Raw genomic sequence first — 25,079 nt, forward strand, 5'->3', positions numbered from 1 at the left:
TATATAAACAAACCAACGGCGCCAATACATTAGCTGTGCCGAATTATTTTTAAAATTCCGATGCCAGACTTGTCAAAAAAAGAAAACGGCTTAAATCGCTTAAAAATAGCCCCAAATCCAAAATGGCTCGTTCTGGCCTTTTTTGTGTCTCTCGTTTTGCTCACATCGCAGTGTGCAAGCATCCAACAGCCCACCGGTGGGCCGAAAGATTCCATTCCACCGAAAATACTCAAAGAAACGCCTTCGAATCTGACCCGGAACTTCAATGCTGAAAACATTGTCATCTCCTTCGACGAGTTTATCAAACTCGCAGAAGAATTTAAGCAAATCAGCATATCGCCTGATATGGGTAGCCGGCCGCTGTTCAAAGTGAACCGCAGGAACCTGGAGATTTCACTTCCCGATTCGCTCGAGAAAAATACCACCTACACCATTAACTTCGGAAAGGCGATCGTCGATTTTAATGAAAGTAATCCGCTGCTCAATTACAGCTACGTATTTTCCACCGGTGACATTATTGATTCCTTATCTGTTTCCGGTCGCGTTACCAACGCGCTGACACTGGAAAATGCGATGCAGGTTACCGTCATGCTGATCCCAAACAGCCGGGATTCCATTTTCGGAAAACAGAAAGCCAATATCTTTACGATGACCGATTCGTCCGGAAACTTCACCCTCCGCAACCTCCGCGAAGACACCTATCGGATCTACGCGCTTCAGGAAGAAAACAACGATCGTGTATACAATGCACGGGAAGAATTGATCGGATTTCTTACGGATTCTTTTCATCTTGCCAAGGACACCTCCGGCATACATCTCCAGTTATCCCGCGGCATTCCTAAGACGTTCCGGTTACTTGATCGAAAGATCGAGCCGACAGGCCGCCTCGTCTTTGCCTTCAACAAACCGCTCGATCAACCAAATATCCGGGTCCTTCATCCGGAAAAACTAAACGAGGACAAAATTGTGGTATACAATAAGGCAGCGGACTCGGCTTCTGTCTGGCTTTCCGACCTCACCTTTGATTCCCTTAAGGTGCAGTTTTATGACGGGAATAATCTCCTGGATTCCGTCTCTATCCGCCGCGGCAGAAATGAAAAATACGACCGGGATTTCATCATCTCCGATCGCTTAAATGGAAACCGCGTGAACCGCGTACGACATATAAAGCTTGTTTCAGCTGCGCCTGTACAAACAATAGACCGAAGCAAGATTTTCCTCACGCAGGACTCCGTACCGGTAACGAATTATCAGCTGATTAAAGATACGACCGAAAACTTCGCCTACCTGCTTCGCTATAACTGGCGACCTGAAATTGATTATAGTTTAACTGTAGAACCTGGCGCATTTGTGGGCTATTTTGGTTCCAGGAATAAGCCCTATAACAAATCCTTTACCTATGATACCAATGAGAACTTTGGTAACATTGTCTTCAATACTATTCCGGCAGATACGTCCCACCAATACGTCGTGGAACTCGTTAGCGAGAAAAAAGATGTTGTTCATCAACGTGCGCTAATAACCACACCCCAGCGTGTCCATTTTAACCAGCTTCCGGCAGGCAAATACACGCTGCGGATTATCTATGATATAAACAATAACGGCAAATGGGATCCAGGCGATGTCAATTCGCGTCAACAGCCCGAGCGCATCTGGTATATTGGAAAAACAATTATTATCCGTGCAAACTGGGAACAGGAAGAGCTGGTAAACGTTCCGGAATGAAGTGCCTCGTCTGCTATTCGCTGAACCAGCTGGAATACATCACATAGCGATCCGGTAATTCCTCGAGGAGTTTCCGTTGCGCTGCGGAGATGGCTTTGACCTTCCTGGCGGGAACCCCTGCATAAATATATCCGCCCTCGCAGTGTGTACCCTCCAGCACCACCGCCCCAGCGGCGATAATACTAAAGGATTCCACCACCGCATGATCCATCACGATAGCTCCCATCCCCACCAGCACGGAATCGTGTATACTGCACCCGTGTACGAGCGCATTGTGACCCACATTAACCCGATTTCCGATTAATGTAGGTGCCGTTTTATAAGTGCAGTGAATCACCGCACCGTCCTGTATATTGGTATATTCCCCGATCCGGATCGAATTCACATCGCCCCTGACCACGGCATTAAACCACACCGAACAGTACGCCCCTAATTGCACGTCACCGACAATAGTTGCATTGTCTGCAAGGAAACTGGCGGTACCAATCGCCGGATAAATCCCTTTTACGGGTAGAATCAACGCCATACGTATACGGTAATTAAAAAATAGTATCTCTTAATTCCTTTGCATGATCTGGGTAATCTGTTGTATAATGCAATCCTCGACTTTCCTTTCGAGCCATTGCAGATTTAATAACCAGGTAGGCCACCTGGATTACATTCCGCAGTTCACAAAGTTTCACCGACAATTTGGTGTTTTTATAAAAACTTTCGGTTTCATCATACAGCAAACCAAGCCTCCTCATTGCCCGGTCTAGTCGAAAATCTGAACGCACAATTCCCACATAATCACTCATTACCTTCTGTGTTTCGCGCAGGTTATGCGTCACGAGAATATCCTCATTGGAGAGTGAGGTATTTGAATCATCCCAGTCTGGTATGTGCGCCGGTAATTCAATTGAATCCACGTGTTTAACCGCATCTACGTAAATCCGGTGAGCAAAGACAGTTGCTTCAAGCAATGAATTGGAAGCCAAACGATTGGCTCCATGAAGCCCAGTTGACGAGCACTCTCCGCAGGCATAGAGGTTCTTAATTGATGATCGTCCATAATCATCAACCATAATACCTCCGCACAGGTAATGGGCTGCAGGCGTAACCGGAATGTAATCCGTCGCCATATCAATCCCGATCGATAAACATTTCGCGTAAATATTCGGGAAATGCTCCAGAAGCGCTTCTTTCTTTCCCTTAGTGGCGTCGAGAAATACAAAATCTTCTCCTGATTTCTTCATTTCGGAATCGATGGCCCTGGCCACAATATCCCGTGGGGCAAGTGATTCACGCGCGTCATATGCCTCCATAAAACTGCTACCATCCCGGCGCCGAAGCACGCCTCCAAATCCCCGTACAGCTTCCGAAATCAGGAAAGCGGGGTATTCTCCTGGGTTATGCAGCGCCGTCGGATGAAACTGGATAAATTCCATATTCCTCACTTTCCCTTTGGCCCGATATACCATGGCTATTCCGTCGCCTGTCGCTATCACCGGATTCGTTGTACTGGAATAAACATGGCCTGCACCGCCGGAAGCCATCACAGTAATCTTGCTCAAAATCCGTTCAACACTATTTTTCTTTGTGTTCAATGCATATACCCCATAACATTCAATATCTTTTGAATGACGATCCACAAATACACCCAAGTGATGCTGGGTAATCAGGTCGATGGCAAAATAATGTGTTAAAATCTCGATATTCGGATTTTCGTGGACTTTCTCGAGTAGTGCACGCTCGATCTCAAAACCGGTGACATCTTTATGGTGCAATACGCGGTGCTCGGAGTGCCCCCCTTCCTTTGCCAGGTCATACACCCCTCCCGTTGTCTTATCGAAATGGGTGCCGTAATCAATGATCTCCTGTATGCGGATCGGCCCTTCTTTCACCACGTTTTCCACAACCGCTTTATCGCATAAACCATCGCCAGCAATCAGGGTATCAGCGATATGCTTATCAAACGAATCCGACTTATCCACAACCACAGCAACCCCACCCTGTGCATACTTGGTATTTGACTCGTCCTCGTTAGCTTTGGTAATAATCAGTACTTTTCCATGGTTAGAAGCTTTCAATGCGAAACTAAGTCCGGCGATTCCGGAGCCGATCACCAAAAAATCTACTTGACGCATAAAACTAAATCAACAAAATGAAATGAAAAATAGCCAACGCTGTGAATAACGTGTAGACAAGCCGTTGAATAAAATGGGAAAACAATAAAGCACACCGATCAGTCTTTTTCTTTCACCAAATAAGCTTACGTATTCCCCAAAAAACCGATACAATATTAACAATTATCAACCAATAAACAGTACACATTACCTTATGGAAAATAAAACCATGGAAAAATAAATGTACTGTAAATCAATACGCAACCATTAAATTGATGTGAATAAGTTGTTAAAAGAAAATGTATTCCCAAAATCCAAAGAAAATTTGAAGCTATTTTCTCACCTAACCAACACCCTAACAAACCATAAGATGAATATATATTATAACTTACTTATTATTGATTGTTCCGTGGAATTGTGAAAACCAAGTCAATTAGATTGCCTATTTTTGTATTTGAATTTAAACCAAAGGAAGTGCGCAATATGGAAACTTACCTCACGGAACTGAATGCAAAGGGCTACATTGATGCGCCAATAGACCCGACACTGGATTTAGTAGACGAGATAAATAAGTTAAAAAAAGAAAAAAACGCGGTAATACTGGCGCATTATTATCAGGAGTCCGAAATACAGGATATTGCGGATTACATCGGTGATAGTTTGGGGCTTTCGCAGCAGGCGGCCAAAACCGAGGCCGATATCATCGTTTTTGCGGGAGTACATTTCATGGCGGAAACAGCAAAGATCCTGTCGCCGGAGAAAAAAGTGCTGCTCCCCGACCTGAAAGCGGGCTGTTCACTTTCCGATAGTTGTCCACCGCACCTTTTTGCGAAATTCAAGGAACAATACCCGGATCACCTCGTGATCACCTACGTGAACTGTACTGCTGAGCTGAAAGCCCTTAGTGACATTGTCTGCACCTCCAGCAATGCCGTGCAGATTGTCGAAAGTTTGCCCCTCGATCAGCCGATTATTTTCGGACCGGACCGGAATCTGGGAGATTATGTACGTAGGAAAACGGGGCGTGATCTGGTATTGTGGAACGGTGCCTGTATGGTGCACGAGATTTTTTCTCAGGACAGGATCGAACAGCTGAAAAGGGAGTACCCACAGGCTAAATTTATTGCGCATCCGGAATGTGAACAGGAACTACTGGCGATAGCCGATTATATTGGATCAACAACCGGCCTGTTAAAATATACCCAAAAGGATCCGGCGGATACCTTTATTGTGGCAACTGAAAGCGGCATCCTTCATCAGATGCAAAAAGCCAGTCCGGAGAAAACGTTTATCCCCGCCCCGCCGAATAACGCGTGTGCGTGTAACGATTGCCCGCACATGAAACTCAATACGCTGGAGAAATTATATACTTGCATGAAGTATGAGCAACCCGAGATTGATTTGCCCATGGATGTGATCATCCGCGCCCAGCGGCCTATCGAGCGAATGCTCGAGCTGTCCGATCGGCTCGGTTTATAATCCCGTTTCGCGTTACTATTAAGGAAAAAGGAGAAAATGCTGGAAAATAAGGAAAAGACGACAATCGCACAGCTTGGTGAATTTGGTTTGATTGACCACATTTCCAAAGCGGTGACGTTAACCCAAAAGACGTCTGTGAAAGGCATTGGCGATGATGCGGCTGTGCTTGATTTTTCGGCGATGCAAACACTGGTATCCACAGACCTGCTGTTGGAAGGCATCCATTTTGATCTACGGTATGTACCGCTGAAGCATTTGGGCTATAAAGCGATCCAGGTAAATTTGAGCGATATTTATGCGATGAATGGCCGGGCTTCCCAGGTTACTTTTTCGCTGGGCCTTTCCAGTAAATTCCCATTGGAGGCAGTGGAAGAACTGTATGAGGGTGCGTTGCTTGCCTGCAAAAGTTTTGGTGTAGACCTGGTTGGCGGTGATACATCTGCTTCCGCACAGGGGCTGGTGATCAGCGTAACCAGTCTGGGATATGCAGATGCCGATAAAATAGCCTATCGTAGCGGTGCGCTTGAAGGCGATTTGATCTGTGTGTCCGGCGATCTGGGAGGTGCTTATGTTGGATTGCAGCTGCTTGAGCGGGAGAAGAAAATCTTTCTGGAAAACCCGAATATCCAGCCGGACCTGGAAGGTAAGGACTATATCGTGGAGCGGCAACTTAAGCCGGAAGCGCGCAAGGATATCGTGGAGTTGCTGGCTTCAATTGAGGTAAAACCCAATGCAATGATTGATGTTTCGGATGGATTAGCCTCCGAAATACTGCATATCTGCCGGGCTTCGAACTGCGGCTGCAAGTTGTATGAAGAAAAAATTCCGATCGATCCGATGACTTACGAGACCGCCCGGGAGTTTGGTCTTGATCCCACCGTATGTGCATTGAACGGCGGCGAAGATTATGAGTTGCTTTTTACGGTGAAACAGGCCGACTACGACCGGATAAAGGGCCATGCTGATATCAGTATCATTGGTCACATTACCGAAGCCGCTGCGGGTTGCGACCTGATTACAAAATCCGGGAAGGTGCATGCGATCAAGGCCCAGGGATGGAATGCGTTCCATTAGCATGTAAACCGGGCTTTATTGATCAGATCGGTTGATAAACGAATTTTTACTACTAACCAAATACATAACCCCATGAGATTACCCGCATACTTATTTTGCGTGAGCCTGTTTTTTTGGTTTATTCCGACTCGGGCACAAACCACTTCCGGAACGGCAGAGGCACTTTTTTATATGGTGGATACACCGGAATCTTTTGAGAGTTTCCAGGAGAATATTAAGAACATTGATATTGTTTGTCCGCAGACATTCCTGGTGAGTAAGGAAGGCGTATTAACGGGAACGGTTGACCCCCGTGTGCTCCGGCTGGCTAAGGAAAACGGTGTAAAAGTAATGCCGTTGATTGTAAACAAAGGGTTTGACAGTCAGCTGCTGCACGATATTGTACATAATCCGGTAGCCCGCAAACGGTCGATCACCATGATGCTGGAATATGCAAGCCAATTGGGGCTTGATGGCTGGCAATTTGATCTGGAGGGCCTGCATATTACAGATCGCGATGATTTTACCCGCTATTTCCAGGAAACGGCAGCTGCCCTTCACGGGGCAGGCCTTCAGCTTTCCGCTGCATTGGTTCATGCCACCGATAACGTGGGCGGTGTATCTGCCTACCAGCAATTTCTCTATGAGAACTGGCGGGCCGGGTATGACCTTAAGGCACTAGCCGAGGCGGGTGATTTTCTTTCCATCATGACCTATGACCAACATACCCGGCGTACTACACCCGGACCGGTTGCTGGAATCAAGTGGGTGGAGCGGGTTGTAAAGCATTTGCTGGCGGAAGGGGTACCTCCTGAAAAGCTTTCCATGGGGATACCCAGTTATTCGGTGCATTGGTTTGCAGATTACACGGAGGAGCGTGGCGGGTTTTCGAATGGTCGCCAAATTGGATACGCAACCGTACAGCATTTATTGGGAAAGTACAACGTAACGCCTGTATGGCACGAAATGGCTGGTTGTAACTACGCGCTTTGGGAAAACGACGGCGTATTTGAATATATTTTCATCGAAGATGCGAAATCGCTTCAGTTGAAAATGGATCTGATGAAGACATATAATTTGCGCGGCTTTTCGGTTTGGGTACTGGGGCGCGAAGCACCTGGCTTCTGGGACGTAGTAGCTCGCTATTAAAATGAACGGCCGTGCCCGGCTGTCATTGAAAGAAACGAAACACCGGTTGGTCACATTAGCTTATCAACCGGTGTTTCGTTTATGATTCAGTGCGCCTGCTTGCAGGGGATCTTATCACGATTGTTTTAGGAATCCGCGGAGCACATACTGTAAAATACCGCCATGGCGGAAATATTCAATTTCTATTGCGGAATCAAACCGAGCCATTGACATAAAGGACACGGTGGTTCCGTCGGCTCTCGTAGCCTTGACCTCCAACAATTTGTGTGGGACAAGGTCCTCCGACAGTCCGGTGATAGAAAAAGTTTCCGTACCGTCCAGACCGAGGGATTCGGCATTTTCGCCTTCCGGAAATACCATGGGAACAACACCCATACCCACCAGGTTGCTTCGGTGGATCCGTTCAAAGCTTTCTGCTATTACGGCCTTGACTCCCAGTAAATTAGTTCCTTTTGCTGCCCAATCGCGCGACGAACCACTGCCGTATTCCTTTCCGGCAAGTATCACCAATGGCGTATGGGTTTCGGCGTATTTCATGGCCGCATCGTAAATAGACAGCGTTTCGCCTGAAAGGAAATGGGTGGTATAACCACCTTCGCGGTCGGTAACTTTATTGCGGATGCGCACATTGGCGAAGGTTCCGCGCATCATTACTTCATGATTGCCCCTGCGGGAGCCGTACGAGTTGAAGTCCTTTTGTGCAACACCCCTTGACAGCAGGTAATTTCCGGCGGAAGATTCCGGTTTGAACGAGCCTGCCGGCGAGATGTGGTCTGTAGTAACCGAATCACCCAGGTATAGCAGCACCCGGGCATCGCGGATGTCCTGTATCGACTCGGGTTCGGCGGAAATATCCTTAAAGAAAGGCACCTCCTGTACGTAAGTGGATTGCTCGTTCCAAACGAAATTTTTCCCTTCGGGGGCGACGAGCTCCTTCCAGTCTTTCTCACCTTCGAAGATCACGCTGTACACATTACCGAAATCTTCTGTCCGTAGGCACTTGCTGACGGTGTCCGCTATTTCCTGCTGCGTGGGCCAGATGTCGTTAAGATAAACCGGATTTCCATTGGGGTCGTACCCGATCGGGTCGGTCAACAGATCCACATCTACACGTCCAACAAGCGCATACACAACAACCAGCATCGGCGACATCAGGAAATTCATCCGCACCTGCGGGTGTACCCGGGCCTCAAAATTCCGGTTTCCGGAGAGCACGGAAGCAACTACAAGGTCTCCTTTATCCACGGCCTCCGCAATGTGCGGGGGCAGCGGACCGCTATTACCGATGCATGAAGTACAGCCGTATCCAACGGTATGAAACCGGAGTGCGGCAAGTTCATCCAGCAGGTTTGCGCGCTCCAGGTATTCCGTGACCACCTTTGACCCAGGAGCAAGACTGGTTTTTACCCAGGATTTGGTGCGCAGACCGCGCTCCACGGCTTTACGGGCAACAAGCCCCGCACCAACCATCACCGCGGGGTTAGAGGTGTTCGTACAGCTGGTAATAGCCGCAATGACAATGCTGCCATCGCTCAGCGTATATTCCTGGTTCTTTATTTTTATCCTCACGGAATGGATCTGCTCCTTTTCCACGGCAATTCCGGTGGACCTGAGGTGATTTTCATAAACAAATTCACTGCCCGAACCGCCTTCTGACAGCCACGACTGTACCTGCCGGTCTTTTACCGGCAAGTAATCCCGGTTATATTCTTTTTCGATCAGGTGGGAAAACTGATTTGAAAGATCCTTTACCAGAATCTTGTCCTGCGGCCGTTTGGGTCCGGACACGGTAGGCTCCAGGGTATCCAAATTTAATTCAAGTACATCAGAGTAAACAATCTCCTCGTTTCCGGTACGCCACAGCATATTTTCCCTGGCATATTCCGCTACGAGGGCGATTTGCTCAGGCGAACGGTTGGTTCTCCGCATGTATTCCAATGTTTGTTCGTCAATAGGGAAATACGTAACCGTACAACCAAATTCGGGTGACATGTTGGAAATCGTAGCCCTGTCTGGAACGCTCAGGTGGTCGAGCCCATCGCCAAAGACCTCAACGAATTTACCCACAACGCCATAATCCCGAAGGAGCTTGGTAATGGACAACACCATATCCGTGGCGGTACATCCCGGGGGGATTTTCCCCGTCAGCTTTAATCCGATTACCTGCGGGCAGGTAAAATAAATGGGTTGGCCAAGCATCGCAGCTTCGGCCTCAATCCCGCCGACCCCCCAGGCGATTACGCCGATTCCGTTGACCATCGGGGTGTGGGAATCCGTGCCGACAAGTGTATCCGGAAATGCCCACCCGTCGCGGGCAATGACACCTTTTGCCAGGTATTCCAGATTTACCTGATGGCAGATGCCCATGCCGGGCGGCACAACGGTGAAATTATCCAGCGCCTGCTGGCCCCATTTAAGTAGTTCGTAGCGCTCGGCATTCCGTTCGTATTCCAGCTCCACATTCCGTAGGTAAGCATAGTTGGTTCCGAAATAATCGACCTGGACAGAGTGGTCTATGACCAGATCGACAGGAATAGCCGGATTGATCCGGCTACCGTCGCCCCCTTTGCGGATCACTTCGGCACGGATAGACGCGATATCCACGATTGCGGGAACGCCTGTAAAGTCCTGCATCAGTACGCGGGCGGGCTTAAAGGGAACTTCCCGGTCGGTGTTTACGGGGTCCCAATTAATCAGCGTGTCCAAATGCTCGTCGGTAATGGCAAAGCCGTCGTGATTCCGGAGCACATTTTCCAATAAAATCCGAATGGAGAAAGGGAGTCTGCTGATCCGTTTTCCTTCGGCCTCTAATTTTTTTAGGGAAGCTATTTGGTGTTCCATTATGCTTAGTTAGTTAATTGATGTGATATGTGAATAAAAAATGAGCCTGATAGGGCTAAAATACTAAAATAAATTTTGACTGGTTTACAAATAATTATATATACCTTTGGGTTTTTATTATTTTTTAATTTTTATAACAATGGCAGAAGGAGTAGTTAAATTCTTCAATGAAACCAAGGGTTTTGGTTTTATCGTTCCTAATTCTGGTGAGAGTGACATTTTTGTACACTCATCCGGCTTAATCGACAAAATCCGTGAGAACGACAATGTTTCTTACGAAGTTGAGCAAGGAAGGAAAGGTCTAAATGCGGTAAATGTTAAGGTAATCTAAGGATTCCCTAGTAGTTATATTTATTGTATTCAGCCGGTAGTTCTAAACTGCCGGCTTTTTTTATCCGCTTAATGTACGCCAATGAGGTAGCCATAGGGTTTCAGAGAATCGACGTGGTCAAAGATGATTTTGGCGACACCGAGAAAAGGCACGAACAGGATCATGCCCGCGACACCCCAGACGAGACTGCCCAATAGTAACGCCATAATCGTAAACAGGGCGCTCAATTGGATTTTGCCTCCGGTGATCTTCGGCGTCAGTACGTAACTGTCGATCTGCTGAAGTACGATGAAAAAGACGGCGACAATCAGCGGGGTAACCAACGTATCCCGGGTAATGAGCGTATAAAGGACCACAACGGAGCTTCCAGCAACGGAACCGATGTACGGTATGATGTTAATGAAGGCAACCATAATGCCGAAAAACAAGGCGTTCTCAATGCCGATGATGATGAGTCCGACGGAATTAATGACAGAAAAAATAAGGGCGACAGAAAAAACCCCGGTTAAATAGGCACTGGCTACCCGGGTAATTTTTTCGATGACGCGCTGGGCGTTTTTCGTGTTTTCTTCGCCCGCATACTGCGCAACAAGCCGAAGGACGAATGTCTTGATGCGGCCGCGATAAATCAACAACAACAAGGTATAGGCCGTAACGATCAGCAGGTGGACAAGAAAAGAGAGTACAGACCGGAAAATATCGCCGATGAATTTACCGGCAAGGCTGGATAGGCCGGCTACCTGCCGTTGCAGGTAGTCTTTTTGCTCGGCGATGGGAAGCTGGAAATGCTCTGAAATAAATTGATGCGCATTGTTGAGCATGGCATTTAGTTTGGATGCAATGGCCGGTATGTCCGTTCCAAGCGACATCATTTGATAAAACAGCACGTAGAATACGCCTGAAAGCAGCACCAAGGCGGTAAGTACACAGATGCCGGCCGCTGGTCCGCGAGGTAGGCCCCAGTGCTCCAACCGCCGGCAAGCGGGAACAAGCAGCATGGCCATCATGCCGGCGATGGCTACCGGAATCAGAAATGGCTTGGCAAAATAGAGTATTCCAAACAGCAGGACGACAAATAGCATCACCTGATTGAAGCCATATACCGGGGAATTTCTTGTCATGTTGCCTCTGGTTTTGCCTTATCGCTATAGCAGCTGGTCAATAGCCCGGGCCAGCTTACGGTCTTTTTCGGTGACGGTATCTCCGGCGTCATGCGTGGCTAACCAGATCTCCACCTTATTCCAGCTGTTAGTCCAGGTTGGATGGTGATTATGTGCTTCTGCCAGTAGTGCTACCCGAAGCATGAATGCGAAGGCTTCGGAAAAATCGCGAAAAACGAATGAACGGTAAAGCGAGCTGTCTTGTTTCTGCCACATGATCGTATGGATTGGGGTTGTCAAAAAATGAATGATCCTTTAAGGGAAAACAATGCTTCGGCAGCTTTTGTTTGACGCACCTGACCGGTGTTGTGCCGGATTATCCGAGGACTTCCTCCAATATCGCGTGTGACTTGATTTCGCCCAGGCTATCGATGTGAAGGCGATAAAAATCGATGATCTTTTCAAGTAGAAAGCGCCGATCGGCCAAAGGGATGCGTAGGGACGGCAGCTGCTCCATTGAACAGGTTAAGAGCGAGGCAAAATGAGTGGTATGCGGGTGCTGTAATGCAAATGGGTGCCCGGGAAGTGTCTGGCAAAACACGCCATCCTTCAGGTCGAAAAATACGCAACCGGGCTTTGGCGGCGCCGGATGGAACCCCAGGAATTTCGATAGTTTCACCAAAAAATACAGGTGGAAGTCGGGGGGCATCTTTTCAGCCGAGTCCAGCCAGGAAACGGCATTGAAAATATAATCGAACAGGGGCTCGTCTGTGCCTTGCTGCCGTAGGCTTTTGTACAGCATTTCATTTAGGAAGAGCAGTACCGCCCGTTTATAAACGTCATAAGGGATGGTTTGAAAAGCGGGCAGCTGGCGGGCTTCGACGATCCGGTGCAGCGTGCCTCTTTCGTTATACGAAACCACCATATCCAGCAGGAAGAGGGGCTGCAGGAGTACGGTGCCGATTTTTGCGCGGGGCTTTCGTGCGCCGTTAACGATGTAAGACTGCAACCCGAATTTTTCCGTAAAAATCTGCGCGACTACGCTGGTTTCACTGTAATTGGTGTGTTTTAATACGATGCCCCGGGTTTTATGACGCATAATAGCAAAGACTGTTATTCGTGGAAGAGTTGGCGGCTGAGTTTAGGTCCGAAGATAACCAGCCCGACCACCAATGCGAAAACGGCGGCAATCAATACGGCGGCCGCCGCAGTATCTTTGGCTTTTTTTGCCAGCGGATGCTCGCCAGGGGAAACGAAATCAAAAAGAGCCTCTATTGCGGTATTGATCAGTTCAGCAGCCATTACCATTGCTATTGCAAGCGATACCCAAAGCCATTCCGTGGTGGATAACCGGAGATAATACCCGGTCAGTAGCGCCAGAAGGGCCACTACCGCATGGATCCTGAAATTCCGCTCGTCGCGGAACGCCGCGCGGATTCCATGGAAAGCATTGACGAACGCATTTTTTCTGTTCATTCCTTTTCCTGTTGTTCCCGACGCTCTTCCAGTATGCTGTGACGCTCGATTTTTCGTATGAAACTATAGATGATTGTCAAAAAACCAATACCAAAGAGAATGACGCCGGCAATCATGATCCATCGGTATAAGGCATTTTCCTCGCTCCTCAGCGCATAGCTCCAGGCACAGCTGGCCAATCCGACAACCGTATAACCAATGCCCCGCAGTAGATATTTGTTCATATTGTTGTGTTTGTCTTCATGACAAATCACACAAAGATAATGTTTTCAATAGCGGTTTACGTCTACAGCCGGTTTAATAAAAAACACGTCCGGGCGGCAAGACTGGAAACCATTGCGGTCAAAAGCAAAAAATAATTGTATAATCAAAAACAAATGTAGATATTTGCAAACTCTTTGCGAAAAAGAGTTTAACGACAATAAAATAACATAAGATCATGTCAAGAGTTTGTGATTTAACCGGAAAAGGGGCGATGAACGGGTACAACGTTTCGAATTCAAACGCCAAGACCAAACGTAAATTCTACCCTAATCTGCAAACGAAGCGGTTCTTCATTCCGGAAGAAAACCGATGGATTACCTTGAAAGTATCTACTTCAGCGATAAAGACGATAAATAAGAACGGTATTACCGCTGTTATCGATAAATTTATCAAAAAGGGCTACGTATAGCAGGTGCCTAAGCACAGGTAAGATAACGATTTGCACGCCGTACCGGCGATATAATATAATAAGATCATGGCGAAAAAAGGAAACAGGGTACAGGTTATTTTGGAATGTACCGAGCATAAAGAAAGCGGTCAGCCGGGAATGTCCCGTTACATTACGACCAAAAATAAGAAAAACACGACCGAACGGTTGGAGTTGAAGAAATTTAATCCGGTATTGCGCCGGGTGACGGTTCACAAAGAAATTAAGTAAACAGGTGCCCGTTTAGCGGGCGTCGGCAAAACATAAACGGACATGGCAAAGAAAGCAGTAGCATCACTGAAAACCGGAAAGGGAAAAGACTATACCAAAGTAATCACAGCGGTACGGTCTCCGAAAACCGGTGCATATACCTTTAAGGAACTCATTGCGCACAACGACCACATTAAAGACGCTGTTGAGGCGGCTAAGGAAGCCGTTACGGAGTCTTCGGCACAGTAGTTTTGTGTTAAGGAAGTAAAGGTGGTTCGGGATAAGACCACCGATGGGCCGTTTCGGGGAGGACCGAAAGGGCCTTTTTGTTGTTATTAATTTATACGGCAACGAGCTATGGGATTATTTGATTTTTTTAAAAAGAAACAGGAGACCCCCGAGGCGCAGGAAGCGCTGGACAAAGGCCTTGAAAAGACGAAAGCCGGGTTTTTATCCAAGATTACCAAAGCGGTAATCGGCAAGGCCACTGTGGATGATGAGGTGCTTGATGAGTTGGAGGAAATTCTGGTTACTTCCGATGTAGGAGTAACCACCACACTCAAAATCATTGAGCGGATTGAGGCACGCGTTGCCCGCGATAAATATGTAAATACAGCAGAGCTCCATGTGCTGCTGCGCGAAGAAATACAGGCATTGCTCGCGGAGAACAACAGCTCGGATTTCCAGCAGTTTGAATACAGCAACCAAAAACCGTATGTAATCATGGTGGTTGGGGTCAATGGTGTGGGAAAGACCACGACCATTGGAAAGCTGGCCCATCAGCTCAGGGCTTCCGGAAACAAGGTGGTACTGGGGGCTGCCGACACGTTCCGGGCTGCTGCAGTGGACCAGATCAAACTCTGGGGCGAACGCGTGGGTGTACGGGTGGTGTCCCAAGCCATGGGGTCGGACCCCGCTTCGGTGGCTTTTGATACGGTAAAATCCGCGGTTTCCAATGGCGACGATGTGGCGATTATTGATACAGCGGGCCGGCTGCACAATAAGGTGGCACTGATGAATGAACTGGGAAAGATCAAAAAGGTAATGGAGAAGGTTGTTCCGGGTGCGCCCCATGAGATCCTGCTGGTTCTCGATGCTTCTACCGGCCAGAATGCAATTGAACAATGCAAGCAGTTTACCCAAGCAACGGATGTGAACGCCCTGGCGCTGACAAAGCTTGACGGTACGGCGAAGGGTGGCGTGGTCATCGGCATCTCCGACCAATTCAAAATTCCCGTCAAATACATCGGCGTGGGAGAAAAAATGGACGACCTTCAATTATTCAATAAAAAGGATTTTGTGGATTCACTGTTTAAGTGACCGATGATATGAAAACAAAGCAGGAAAAACAAGCGGCGGTGTCGCGGGAACCACGTGTCAATGTCGTTACCCTTGGCTGCTCTAAAAATATTCACGACAGCGAAGTGCTGATGGGCCAGCTGCGGGGGAACCAGCGGCAGGTCGTGCATGAGGCAGAACGGCTTCGGAAAGATGATATCGTGGTTATCAACACCTGCGGGTTTATTGACAACGCCAAACAGGAATCCATTGATACCATTTTACAGTACAGCGCGCTCAAAGAGGCAGGAAAAGTGGGAAAGGTAATCGTTACCGGCTGCTTATCGGAGCGATATAAACCCGAGTTAGCAGCGGAAATACCGCATGTCGACGCTTATTTCGGCACGAACGACCTGCAGAACCTGCTCGGCACCATCGGCGCGGACTACAAGCACGAACTCCTTGGCGAACGGCTACTGACAACCCCTTCCCATTTCGCTTATTTCAAAATCGCGGAAGGATGTAACCGTCCCTGTTCTTTCTGCGCGATTCCGCTGATGCGGGGCAAGCACGTGTCGAAATCCATGGATGATCTCGTAAAAGAGGCTCGGCTTTTGGCTAAAAATGGCGTAAAAGAGCTGATCCTTATTGCACAGGACCTTACGTATTATGGACTTGACATCTACGGGAAACGGAACCTGGCCGATTTGCTGCGACGCCTATCCGATGTGGAAGGCATTGAATGGATACGGCTGCAATACGCCTACCCATCGGGCTTTCCCATGGATATCCTGGATGTGATGAATGAACGGGAGAATATCTGCAATTACCTCGATATGCCGTTGCAGCACATCAGTGATCCGATGCTCCGCTCCATGCGCCGGGGGATTACGAAACAAAAGACAATAGACCTGGTTCATGCAATACGCGACCGAGTCCCCGATATTGCCCTGCGTACGACCCTTATTTGCGGTTATCCTGGCGAAACACAGGCGGATTTTGACGAACTGCTGCAGTGGGTGACGGAAACCCGGTTCGACAGGCTGGGATGTTTTACCTATTCGCATGAAGAAAACACCCATGCTTATGAATTGGCGGACGATGTGCCGGAGGAGGTGAAAGCCGACCGTGTAGCGCAGATCATGGATGTTCAGCAGGGTATTTCATACGCGATCAACCAACAGAAGGTAGGGCAGGTTTATCCGGTGCTTATTGATAAGGTAGAAGGTGCATATTTTGTCGGCCGTACGGCGCAGGACTCGCCGGAAGTTGACAACGAGGTATTGATACCGACGGAAGATAACTATGCGGCAACGGGGCGTTTCGTGGATGTACGTATTGAGCGAGCCGAGGATTTTGATCTGTATGGATCAATTGTCAAATAATTGTTAACAATTCCTGCTTCGCCTGCCAAGCCTTATTTTTGTTTCACAGATGAAGGCAACCTACATTGACTACAAAGACACCAACAGTTTTTCGAAAACATTGTTGGCATATCTTGAAAATGACCCTCAATTAACCCCTTTTGCCGGGAATCGCCCGACGCTTGAAGGGTTTGGCCGGCAAATACAGGCCAAAGCAGGGAAAACCAACCGAAAGGTGCTGGTAGAGGCCCTGAGGGAGCAATATGCCGCAGTGGATGCTCATCCGGACGTGACCGGGAATATTAATGCCCTGCTTGATGAACGTACATTTACCGTGACTACGGGCCATCAACTCAATATTTTTACCGGCCCGCTTTACTTTATTTTCAAAATAGCGACGGCTATCCGCCTGGCACAGGACCTGAAAGCGGAATTCCCCGATTATCGATTCGTGCCGGTTTATTGGATGGCAACAGAGGATCATGATTTTGCCGAGATCAACCATACTCAACTTCATGGAAAGCGCATTACCTGGGAAACAACGGCGGTGAGCGCAACCGGTCGGATGAGTACCGAAAGTATGGAAGCCACGGTGCGCGAGTACCAGGGGTTCTTGGGACTTTCGGACAATTCAACCAAACTTGCGCAGCTAATTGAAGCGGCCTACCTTGGGCACAACAACCTGGCCGACGCTACCCGGCACCTGGTGAACGCGCTCTTTGGAGCACACGGACTGGTTATTATTGACGCGGACAAACCGGCATTGAAGAAATTAATGGCGCCGATCATTGAACAGGATGTAGTTGGTGAACATAGCCATCGCACCATTACGCAAGCCTCTTCGGAATTAAAGCAGCTTGGGTTCGCTGCCCAGGTACACGCACGCGAGATCAACTTTTTTTATTTAACGGATACCTATCGGGAGCGGATTGTCAAAAGCGCTGCCGATCATTATGAGGTGCTTCATCAGCCACTTTCCTTCAACGGGGCTACATTGAAAACGGAAGTTATGCAGCACCCTGAGCGGTTTAGTCCGAATGTGGTCATGCGACCCCTTTATCAGGAATTAATTTTGCCTAATCTTGCTTACATTGGCGGGGGAGCTGAAATTGGTTACTGGCTGCAGCTGAAACGTTGTTTTGATCATTACGGTGTCGACTTTCCCATATTGGTGCCCCGGAATTCCGCAATGATTACGGACGATAATATGGCAGTAAAGGTCCTGCGGCTCGATCTCACGTTTAAAAGCATTTTTAAGACCAACGAAGAGCTTAAAAAGGAGTATGTGCGCCGTCATACACGGCACCGCCTCGCACTTAATGATGAATGGATGGAACTGAGCAGCATCTTTAGCAAGCTTCAGTTAAGGGCGCATAAGATAGATCCCAGTCTGGGGCCAAGTGTAAGCGCCGTAAAAGCGCGACTGAAGAAAGCGCTTAACCGGCTGGAAAAAAAGCTGCTTAAAGCAGATAAGCGGAATCATCAGGATGCCCTGATCCAGATTGACCGGATTAAAGAGAAGCTTTTCCCCGGAGGGGCCTTGCAGGAACGTTCTGAAAACTTCGGGTTACTTTACGTGAAATACGGCGACAAGCTAATCCAGGAGCTGATTCATTACTTCCGTCCGTTGGATTTTCAATTTACGATTATTTATTGATTTCCCTGAGCCGGGGGCCTCCTCATAGGCCGATCGTTGGCCATCATACCCACTGTTATGCGCCAGGGAGATCCGCATTACGATTCCAACACCTGCTTTAATACCACGGCGTGGTTAATGTGCTCATCTTTTGAGGCATAGAGTAAGGTTACCTGCTTTTTTTTGGCGAGTTCCCGCAACCGGTCCAGTTCCGTCTTTTTTTCCAGGAGTTCTTCGTGGTATTGTGCCGAGAATGTGTCAAACCGTTCAGGCCGGTGATCGAACTGTTTCCGCAGTGCGGCTGATGGGGCAATCTCCTTATCCCATTCATCCAGTTCGGCAGCCTCCTTTTTAACACCCCTTGGCCAAAGGCGGTCGATCAATATCCGATAGCCATCTGTTTTAGCCGGCTGTTCGTAAATACGCTTTAGCTGAAAATTAGCCATGGGGAGCTTCTTATAGGACAATAAGTATAAAGTTATCAAGAAAATCATCAATATCCAAAATACGCGAACACTCCGGCCGGCCGTTGCGCCGCTCCGGATCGCATAGGCAGGCAGGTTTACACAGAAGCCATTCGTAGATCGCCGGTATTTGAAAAAAGCCAAGGGTAGTGACGACCTTGTTTGTCATAGTATAAATGGATCAGATGATTAAACGTTTTGGATTGAGAAGTTTGTTTCGGGACAACAGCGGCGCTTTTCCGGCAGCTACCGCATCAGTGGGGTTAAATACGGTTTTAGAAAGTTTCAGTTTAACGGCGGCAACACCATGTTAGGTTATTTTTTGGGAAAGGTTATTCGCTACCGGTTAAGCGTATGTGTTCAAAACCTTTCCAGGGCTTTTCCCGGGTTTTCATATAAAGAGATTAATGACTGTACGGACGAATTTTACCAAAACCTCGCGAGGATAGGATGGGAAATGCTTTACCCTTCAAAGACAACGCTCAAAGTAGGCCTGGCCACAACACATAAAATTGGGCAGTTGAGCCACCGTCGCCGTCCCACGATACTATTACTGGGACATTTTGGTAACTGGGAAGTACTCAACCAACTTCCCCGGTTTACCGATGTGCCGGTAAAGGCCCTCTATAAACCCCTAAAGAACAATTTAGCGGATTATCTCATCCGAAGCAGAAGAACCAGCTACGGTTTAACCCTTATCAGGTCCGGACAGGCACTCAGGGCACCATTAAAAGATAAAACCAATAACGCCATTATGCTATTCATCGCAGACCAGTTTCCAGGAAGCAACAATGGAATTTCAGTAAACTTTCTAAATCAGCAAACCCGGATGTTTTCCGGGGCAGAACAACTGGCTAGGCGATTAGATGCTTTCGTGGGATACATAGAGCTGGCTTCAAAGCCAAACCATACGTGGGAAATGAATGTGCAGACCATCTGTGAAAATGCTTCCAATACGACAGAAGGGTATATCACCAGGACATATACCAAGATGCTTGAGGAAAGCATTCATAAAGCCCCTGCATGGTGGCTATGGTCGCACAGGAGATGGAAATGAAAGCCTTATCCGGGAATCAAAAGGCATAGATCAGGCCAATTGTGCCGCCGCCGTGAAACGTATTTCTTGTCTGGTCCGTTTTCCAAAATTTCCATATCACGCCCTTGGCTCCCGGTTCGGGGTGTAAGGCATCCGCGTAGGTAAGCGAGGGGGCGACATATGCCTGGAGATGACGGCTCAGATGGATTGCGGGGATAATCCGCAATGCGCTTCGATTAGTCGCTTTGTAATTAAAGTCTTTATCAAAATGCGTTCGTTGAACCAGTTCAGCAGCTAATGTAAATGATGGTTTCCGTACAAGACGCGCCCCGATACCAATTTCAAGGCCGTATTTGAAGGTGTCGTTATTCAGGTATGTTCCTGCCCCCAGTACACTGTACATCACCCGTCCGCCGCTTTTAAAATTCAACGCCGTAAATCCGCTCTCGTCGATTCCCAATGCCAATTGGCGGGAACCGTTTTTCACCCAGTTAAATATACCGATAGGATAGTCGCTGCTGTCGGCAATATTAACAATGGCTACCTGTACACCCTGCACTTTTGAGGCGATATTTAGTCCTCCGGCCAACTGGTTTCCGGCATCGCCCGTTGCCATATTCATCACCCCGGCCACCTGGATGCCGTTTACCTTTTTAGCCCGGTTGATTCCGCCTGCCAATTGCAGCCCCAAAATAACCGTATCGGCACTGTTCCAAACGCCCGCTACCTGTACGCCCGTTAATTTGTTCAAACCCACATTGCCAAAGCCGGCCGCCTGAAAGCCGCTGGTATTACCCCCCACCACATTGGATAAACCAGCCAGCTGCACGCCATGCATATTGTATTGATTTACATTGAATCCCCCGGCTAGCTCCGCTCCGGTTACTCCCGCCGTATAACCTCCGATGATATTCAGGGAAAATTTGTTGAGTACCTGCGAGTTAAAAAGGCCGTGTGTACTCAACCCCGGGGTCATCGATACCTGAAAGGGGCTATACACAAAGAACCCGCCCAGGTTCAGGTTTTGAATCCGTTGCCGGGAGCTCGTAAAAAACCGGCCAAACGCCGAATTTGAGATAGTCTTATCGGAATCGTTTGCGTGATAATACCCGATTCGCTTTCCTTTGGAAGCCTGTAAAATTTCAACAGGCAATATGAGTACCAGCATCGTATCTCGGTAGTTTTCCTTGCTCAATGCGATCGTAACGGTATTCGTCGGATGCTTGATGTCCAGTTCAAAATACCCATTGTTACCGGTCAGTGTAGCCCCCTGAAATGCCGTCCGGTCATACACACTTACCAAACCAACCGGCAGGTTTGTCCGTATGTCTTTAACATAGCCCGAAATCATTGTCCGGTTATTCTTTGTGGTATCGATATCTACTGTGCTTACATCCATCCGTTGCGGGGCATAGGTAATAATGATGTGGGAATTGGCTTCTTTAAAGCTATACTTTTCTCCGAGCAGCTTTTCCAGGTAATCGATTAACAGCCCCTGGTAAGGTGCCACGCTGACTTCTTTATCCAGGTTCAATAAACTACTGTTATAGGAAAACAGGATTGACCGCTCCCTTAACACATCAAAAACCTCCCGGATTGCAACGTTCTCAAATTTCGGCAGCTCCACAGGACCCGAAAGTCTATTTTGGGAATAAACCGAAGAACAGCTTAGGCATGCAATCAGCAAGGTTATAATGAAAGGCGTTGTTTTCCGGGTAATGTGTGTCGTAATTTCGAGTGTCCAGATAAACGTATAATAGGTAGACATGTGCTTAATTAATGTAATAGACGTTATCTTTCTTAGTCAGTTTTAAGTCGAATGTTTTCAGGATAACATCCAGTATTTCCGCCAACTGCTGCTGTTCAAATGTCGCCGTATATTTTAGCTGTTTGGTCTTCGGGTTTTCAATCAGGAACTGTTTTCCATACGCCCTTCCCAGCACGTCAAAAACCCGTGGCAGCGGCGTATTCTCAAAAATAAACTCCTGGTGAACGTAATATCGATAAAGCTGGTCCGGAACCGTATCGATAAGGACCTGATGTGTGGAGGTGTCTGAAACAACAACCATTTGATTGGGTTTTAAGACAAGCTCCTGTCCATGATGACTGACTTTTACGGAGCCGCTTGCCACGATAACCTCGGTCTCGTTCCCGTCGCGGCGGACATGGAAGCTTGTTCCCAATACCGTGATTTTACTTTTACCACTTTCGATTACGAAAGGATGCTGCTGATCCCTTTTCACATCAAAGAAAACGGCTCCTTTAAGCAATTGGACTTTTCGGTCCTTCCCAAGCCATTCTTTTTGGTAAACCATCGCAGCATGACTATTCAGGTGAACCATGCTCCCATCGGGCAGGCCTGTATGTTGCACCTGCAAATCCGTTTTCAGCACTTTTTCGACACGGAATATCGACCGAACCCCCCAAACAGCCAGCGCCCCAAACAGCAACAACGATGCTGCAATACTGATCCAGCTCCGTATGGTCCGTTTTTTCGGAGCGTCAAGGGTTTTTACCTTACTGCGTTCTTCGCGCATCCGCACAAAATCCGACCAAAGGTCATCTATGTTTATTTCAGGAACCGCTCCGGTTTCCTCTCCGATATCCCACACCTTCTTCATTTCTTCAAGCTCCTTTTTATGATCATGATGTTTGGCGACCCATGCTTCTACCAGGCGTCGCTCCTGATGATCCGCTTCCCCCACAATATATTTTACGATCAATTCCTTTTTCATTAGTATAATTAGTTATGAGTGAATACCTCATGCAGGTCATGAACCTACCATAATGATTAATGTCAATACATTTAGATAATCCGCAAGATGAAGCCTTAGGTGTTTCAACGCTTTGGTCATATGTCCCTCCACCGTTTTCAATGACAGGGCCAGCTCATCGGCTATTTCCTGGTATTTCAATTCTTCAAAGCGACTCATTTCGAAAACCAATCGACTCTTTTCAGGTAATCGGGACAAGGCAGCATGCAGCTGCTTTTTCAATTCGATATCGCTTTGCTGCGTGTCGGTATCCCGACCCCGGGCATGCTGCTGGTACATTTCGTACTTTATTTTGAGCTGTCCACGTTTGATGAGGTTTACACTTTCATTATATACCGCCCGGTACAGGTAGGAACGAATAGAAGTATGAACATCCTGTTCCCGGTCCTTTTCCCATAGTTTCAAAAAAACCTGCTGAACGGTTTCCTCTGCGGTATCGGTATCCCCCAATAGCTTAAAGGCGTATCGATGCAGCTCTTTAAAATAAGTCCTGTAGACCTCTTCAAATATTTTCTCCTTACCTAACCGCATTGTCATATCATGCATGTTTCTTGTGTTGTGTCAGGTACCCTTTCTGACTGCTTCAACTATAAAGACAATTAAAAGCGTCCTAACCCTCGTTGATTTTTGTCTTTTTCATATCAACACCTTCCATCAAAAACAAAAATAGCAGAAGCGATTAACTGTTTTTTTAAAAAGAACAGGGTATATGCCAAATACATTGTCATAGTCATAATAGCAATAGTAAAAACGCATAATTAACAACATTACATCATGAAAAAAATGAAAAAAAAGCTGAAGTACGGGTTTATGGTTTTCGCGCTAAGTCTCGGGCTGCAATTAACGGCAAATGCACAGGATATGGAGTTCGGCATCAAAGCCGGTGTACTGTATAATATGCCAAGCTACGGCAATAATGCAGTTAGCCATACCGACTCGAAGTTTGGTGTGCAGGCAGGGGTATTTGCCCGTACGGCAGGAAAACTTTACATGCAGGGTGAGTTAACATTCACGACATTTAAATCGGTATATGCCTTGCAGCAGAAAAACTATGAGCCCACATTCCATCAATTGAATGTACCTATTCAAGTAGGTTATAAAATAGTGGAAACCGACCAAATGAACCTGAGAGCATCCTTGGGCCCGCAGGTAAACTACAATTTAAAAAAGAACAACGCCGCCAATAGCACCAATTTTAAAACGTTTACTTATGATGGTGTTGTTAACATCGGGACGGACATTAATCGGTTTATGATCGATCTGCGGTATAATCACTCCCTCAGCAAAACAAGCAAGGAGCTTGACAGCCGAAACCGAATGATTGGCCTGTCTGTCGGGTATAAGTTTTAAAACCATCACATGTTTACCCCCCGAGGGTTGCTGCCCCCCAGGGGGGTAAACATGTGATGAGTTTTGAAACAGCAGTAATGCTAAGCCCTTTTCATTTCCGGGCCGGGCTGTTCTATACGAACGCCGCTGCACTATGCCATCACGGAAACCATCGACAACGCCGTTTCACCCAACGTTTGATTGCCGGACAGGGTTATTTTATTTTTCACCTGTTCCGGGCGCAGACTTTTTGAAAATAGTTTCCACGACGTGTCCGGATCGATAATAAGTTCTGTTGTCGGGGCAGCTAAATTTGATTTGGTTAACACCCATTTCCGGGTACCCGTGTCAGAACCCAAGATCCGCCAATGGCTGATGTGACCGTTACTTTTACTGTTGTCCCGTTTTCTGCTTCAATTGCCCGATAAGTATGCGGAAGCGCAAGCATAAAAATATCAATAAACGGATAATACAATTCCCGGGTCATTATGCCCGGTTTATTAACCGCGTCACGTATCTGTTGCTGGTGCAGCCATTTTCGGTGTATTCGCGGGCAATCTCCATCCAGTTCTTACTTTCCGTTTCCCCAGCCCAGTCTACGGCCAGCAAAGACCCATCGGTTGGATTTAGCGTTTTGAAGTAATCACAAAACACGGGGCCGGTCATTTCGTGAAGAAAAATGAGCATTTGCGGACTTGTGCGCTTCATGGCTTTCACCCAATCCGCGTTAAGCCTGTTCAGGAAGCCAACCAATTCCGGATAAGAATTGCCCGGTGGCTGTTCACCAAAGTAATTATCGCGAAGTATGGAAAGGGTACGGATATTTCCGTCAAGCAGGTGGGCAACAACGTCTTTAACTGTCCACAGTTTTGCAATGGTTTGCTTTTGCCAATCGTCCAGCGAAAGGGACTTCAACAGTTCGATTAATTTCCCGTCAAGAACTGGCAATAAGTCAACCACGTCAATCGGTATGTTTGTTTTTTTCGACATAATATAATTGTTAACGGTCCAATTGGCCGTCTGTAGCTATCTTATTCT

At 47.5% G+C, this 25,079-nt stretch carries 26 protein-coding genes; 13 read left to right on the plus strand and 13 right to left on the minus strand.

Features of this window, described 5'->3' with window-relative positions:
* The first annotated feature begins 69 nt into the window (after positions 1–69).
* On the plus strand, positions 70–1,725 hold the full coding sequence (locus tag ABWO75_RS02770) for an Ig-like domain-containing protein (RefSeq protein ID WP_353182316.1): 1,656 nt from the start codon (positions 70–72) through the stop codon (positions 1,723–1,725).
* A 13-nt stretch (positions 1,726–1,738) separates the two neighbouring features.
* Here the strand turns inward: ABWO75_RS02770 and ABWO75_RS02775 are convergent, their stop codons facing one another.
* Together ABWO75_RS02775 and nadB are read right to left on the minus strand one after the other, a co-directional pair.
* Positions 1,739–2,251 carry a gamma carbonic anhydrase family protein gene (locus ABWO75_RS02775; RefSeq protein WP_353182318.1) on the minus strand — a complete coding sequence of 171 codons (513 nt, stop codon included), beginning with the start codon at positions 2,249–2,251 and terminating at the stop codon, positions 1,739–1,741.
* Between the two features lie 13 nt (positions 2,252–2,264).
* Positions 2,265–3,851, minus strand: coding sequence for an L-aspartate oxidase (gene nadB / locus ABWO75_RS02780; protein WP_353182320.1), 1,587 nt, complete (start codon positions 3,849–3,851; stop codon positions 2,265–2,267).
* Between the two features lie 462 nt (positions 3,852–4,313).
* Between nadB and nadA the strand changes: the two genes are divergently transcribed.
* The 3 genes from nadA to ABWO75_RS02795 all read left to right on the plus strand — a co-directional run bounded on the left by nadA (position 4,314) and on the right by ABWO75_RS02795 (position 7,511).
* Positions 4,314–5,309, plus strand: coding sequence for a quinolinate synthase NadA (gene nadA / locus ABWO75_RS02785; protein WP_353182322.1), 996 nt, complete (start codon positions 4,314–4,316; stop codon positions 5,307–5,309).
* Between the two features lie 36 nt (positions 5,310–5,345).
* Positions 5,346–6,383 (plus strand): thiamine-phosphate kinase, encoded by a 1,038-nt coding sequence (thiL, locus tag ABWO75_RS02790; protein WP_353182324.1) that lies wholly within the window; start codon positions 5,346–5,348, stop codon positions 6,381–6,383.
* Between the two features lie 72 nt (positions 6,384–6,455).
* Positions 6,456–7,511 (plus strand): glycosyl hydrolase family 18 protein, encoded by a 1,056-nt coding sequence (locus tag ABWO75_RS02795; protein WP_353182326.1) that lies wholly within the window; start codon positions 6,456–6,458, stop codon positions 7,509–7,511.
* Between the two features lie 114 nt (positions 7,512–7,625).
* On the opposite strand, the gene acnA is transcribed toward ABWO75_RS02795, so the two are convergent.
* Positions 7,626–10,352, minus strand: coding sequence for an aconitate hydratase AcnA (acnA, locus tag ABWO75_RS02800; RefSeq protein WP_353182328.1), 2,727 nt, complete (start codon positions 10,350–10,352; stop codon positions 7,626–7,628).
* A 139-nt stretch (positions 10,353–10,491) separates the two neighbouring features.
* On the opposite strand from acnA, the gene ABWO75_RS02805 reads away from it, so the two are divergent.
* Positions 10,492–10,683 carry a cold-shock protein gene (locus tag ABWO75_RS02805; RefSeq protein WP_257658616.1) on the plus strand — a complete coding sequence of 64 codons (192 nt, stop codon included), beginning with the start codon at positions 10,492–10,494 and terminating at the stop codon, positions 10,681–10,683.
* A 68-nt stretch (positions 10,684–10,751) separates the two neighbouring features.
* Here ABWO75_RS02805 and ABWO75_RS02810 read toward each other — a convergent pair whose 3' ends face one another.
* The 5 genes from ABWO75_RS02810 to ABWO75_RS02830 all read right to left on the minus strand — a co-directional run bounded on the left by ABWO75_RS02810 (position 10,752) and on the right by ABWO75_RS02830 (position 13,483).
* The gene (locus ABWO75_RS02810) at positions 10,752–11,804 is read right to left on the minus strand and encodes an AI-2E family transporter (RefSeq protein WP_353182331.1); all 1,053 of its coding nucleotides are present in this window, start codon (positions 11,802–11,804) and stop codon (positions 10,752–10,754) included.
* Between the two features lie 24 nt (positions 11,805–11,828).
* Positions 11,829–12,059 carry a 4a-hydroxytetrahydrobiopterin dehydratase gene (locus tag ABWO75_RS02815; protein ID WP_257658618.1) on the minus strand — a complete coding sequence of 77 codons (231 nt, stop codon included), beginning with the start codon at positions 12,057–12,059 and terminating at the stop codon, positions 11,829–11,831.
* 100 nt (positions 12,060–12,159) lie between these two features.
* Positions 12,160–12,882 (minus strand): DNA repair protein RecO, encoded by a 723-nt coding sequence (gene recO, locus ABWO75_RS02820; protein WP_353182333.1) that lies wholly within the window; start codon positions 12,880–12,882, stop codon positions 12,160–12,162.
* Positions 12,883–12,896: 14 nt separating this feature from the next.
* Positions 12,897–13,259, minus strand: a complete 363-nt coding sequence (locus ABWO75_RS02825; protein WP_353182335.1) for a diacylglycerol kinase family protein — start codon at positions 13,257–13,259, stop codon at positions 12,897–12,899.
* Positions 13,256–13,483: a signal peptidase gene (locus tag ABWO75_RS02830; protein ID WP_257658621.1), complete on the minus strand. Its 228-nt coding sequence runs from the start codon at positions 13,481–13,483 to the stop codon at positions 13,256–13,258. Before ABWO75_RS02830 ends, ABWO75_RS02825 begins: the two co-directional genes overlap by 4 nt.
* A 215-nt stretch (positions 13,484–13,698) precedes the next feature.
* Between ABWO75_RS02830 and rpmB the strand changes: the two genes are divergently transcribed.
* The 6 genes from rpmB to bshC all read left to right on the plus strand — a co-directional run bounded on the left by rpmB (position 13,699) and on the right by bshC (position 18,459).
* A complete protein-coding gene (rpmB, locus tag ABWO75_RS02835) occupies positions 13,699–13,932 on the plus strand; it encodes a 50S ribosomal protein L28 (RefSeq protein ID WP_257658622.1) in 234 nt (77 codons plus the stop codon).
* Between the two features lie 66 nt (positions 13,933–13,998).
* Positions 13,999–14,181 carry a 50S ribosomal protein L33 gene (rpmG, locus tag ABWO75_RS02840; protein ID WP_257658623.1) on the plus strand — a complete coding sequence of 61 codons (183 nt, stop codon included), beginning with the start codon at positions 13,999–14,001 and terminating at the stop codon, positions 14,179–14,181.
* Between the two features lie 42 nt (positions 14,182–14,223).
* Positions 14,224–14,409 (plus strand): DUF4295 domain-containing protein, encoded by a 186-nt coding sequence (locus ABWO75_RS02845; RefSeq protein ID WP_257658624.1) that lies wholly within the window; start codon positions 14,224–14,226, stop codon positions 14,407–14,409.
* Between the two features lie 108 nt (positions 14,410–14,517).
* Positions 14,518–15,480: a signal recognition particle-docking protein FtsY gene (gene ftsY / locus ABWO75_RS02850; RefSeq protein ID WP_353182339.1), complete on the plus strand. Its 963-nt coding sequence runs from the start codon at positions 14,518–14,520 to the stop codon at positions 15,478–15,480.
* Positions 15,481–15,488: 8 nt separating this feature from the next.
* The gene (gene rimO / locus ABWO75_RS02855) at positions 15,489–16,823 is read left to right on the plus strand and encodes a 30S ribosomal protein S12 methylthiotransferase RimO (protein ID WP_353182341.1); all 1,335 of its coding nucleotides are present in this window, start codon (positions 15,489–15,491) and stop codon (positions 16,821–16,823) included.
* A 49-nt stretch (positions 16,824–16,872) separates the two neighbouring features.
* The gene (gene bshC / locus ABWO75_RS02860; RefSeq protein ID WP_353182343.1) at positions 16,873–18,459 is read left to right on the plus strand and encodes a bacillithiol biosynthesis cysteine-adding enzyme BshC; all 1,587 of its coding nucleotides are present in this window, start codon (positions 16,873–16,875) and stop codon (positions 18,457–18,459) included.
* Between the two features lie 77 nt (positions 18,460–18,536).
* On the opposite strand, the gene ABWO75_RS02865 is transcribed toward bshC, so the two are convergent.
* Positions 18,537–18,905: a DUF488 domain-containing protein gene (locus tag ABWO75_RS02865; RefSeq protein ID WP_353182345.1), complete on the minus strand. Its 369-nt coding sequence runs from the start codon at positions 18,903–18,905 to the stop codon at positions 18,537–18,539.
* A 304-nt stretch (positions 18,906–19,209) separates the two neighbouring features.
* Here ABWO75_RS02865 and ABWO75_RS02870 point away from each other — a divergent pair, with 304 nt between their 5' ends.
* Positions 19,210–19,959, plus strand: a complete 750-nt coding sequence (locus ABWO75_RS02870; RefSeq protein WP_353182347.1) for a lysophospholipid acyltransferase family protein — start codon at positions 19,210–19,212, stop codon at positions 19,957–19,959.
* Between the two features lie 16 nt (positions 19,960–19,975).
* On the opposite strand, the gene ABWO75_RS02875 is transcribed toward ABWO75_RS02870, so the two are convergent.
* From ABWO75_RS02875 to ABWO75_RS02885, 3 genes are read right to left on the minus strand one after another with little or no spacing between them, the layout of a single operon-like run.
* Positions 19,976–21,706 carry a hypothetical protein gene (locus tag ABWO75_RS02875; protein ID WP_353182349.1) on the minus strand — a complete coding sequence of 577 codons (1,731 nt, stop codon included), beginning with the start codon at positions 21,704–21,706 and terminating at the stop codon, positions 19,976–19,978.
* Between the two features lie 4 nt (positions 21,707–21,710).
* Positions 21,711–22,673 (minus strand): FecR domain-containing protein, encoded by a 963-nt coding sequence (locus ABWO75_RS02880; protein WP_353182351.1) that lies wholly within the window; start codon positions 22,671–22,673, stop codon positions 21,711–21,713.
* A 36-nt stretch (positions 22,674–22,709) separates the two neighbouring features.
* Entirely contained in the window at positions 22,710–23,258 is a 549-nt protein-coding gene (locus tag ABWO75_RS02885) for an RNA polymerase sigma-70 factor (RefSeq protein ID WP_353182353.1), read from the minus strand.
* A gap of 228 nt (positions 23,259–23,486) precedes the next feature.
* On the opposite strand from ABWO75_RS02885, the gene ABWO75_RS02890 reads away from it, so the two are divergent.
* Positions 23,487–24,062, plus strand: coding sequence for a porin family protein (locus ABWO75_RS02890; RefSeq protein ID WP_353182355.1), 576 nt, complete (start codon positions 23,487–23,489; stop codon positions 24,060–24,062).
* A 465-nt stretch (positions 24,063–24,527) separates the two neighbouring features.
* Here the strand turns inward: ABWO75_RS02890 and ABWO75_RS02895 are convergent, their stop codons facing one another.
* On the minus strand, positions 24,528–25,031 hold the full coding sequence (locus ABWO75_RS02895; protein ID WP_353182357.1) for a maleylpyruvate isomerase N-terminal domain-containing protein: 504 nt from the start codon (positions 25,029–25,031) through the stop codon (positions 24,528–24,530).
* Positions 25,032–25,079 lie beyond the last annotated feature (48 nt).

Origin of the sequence: Parapedobacter lycopersici (genome assembly GCF_040395035.1) — a bacterium.
Lineage (GTDB): Bacteria > Bacteroidota > Bacteroidia > Sphingobacteriales > Sphingobacteriaceae > Parapedobacter > Parapedobacter lycopersici_A.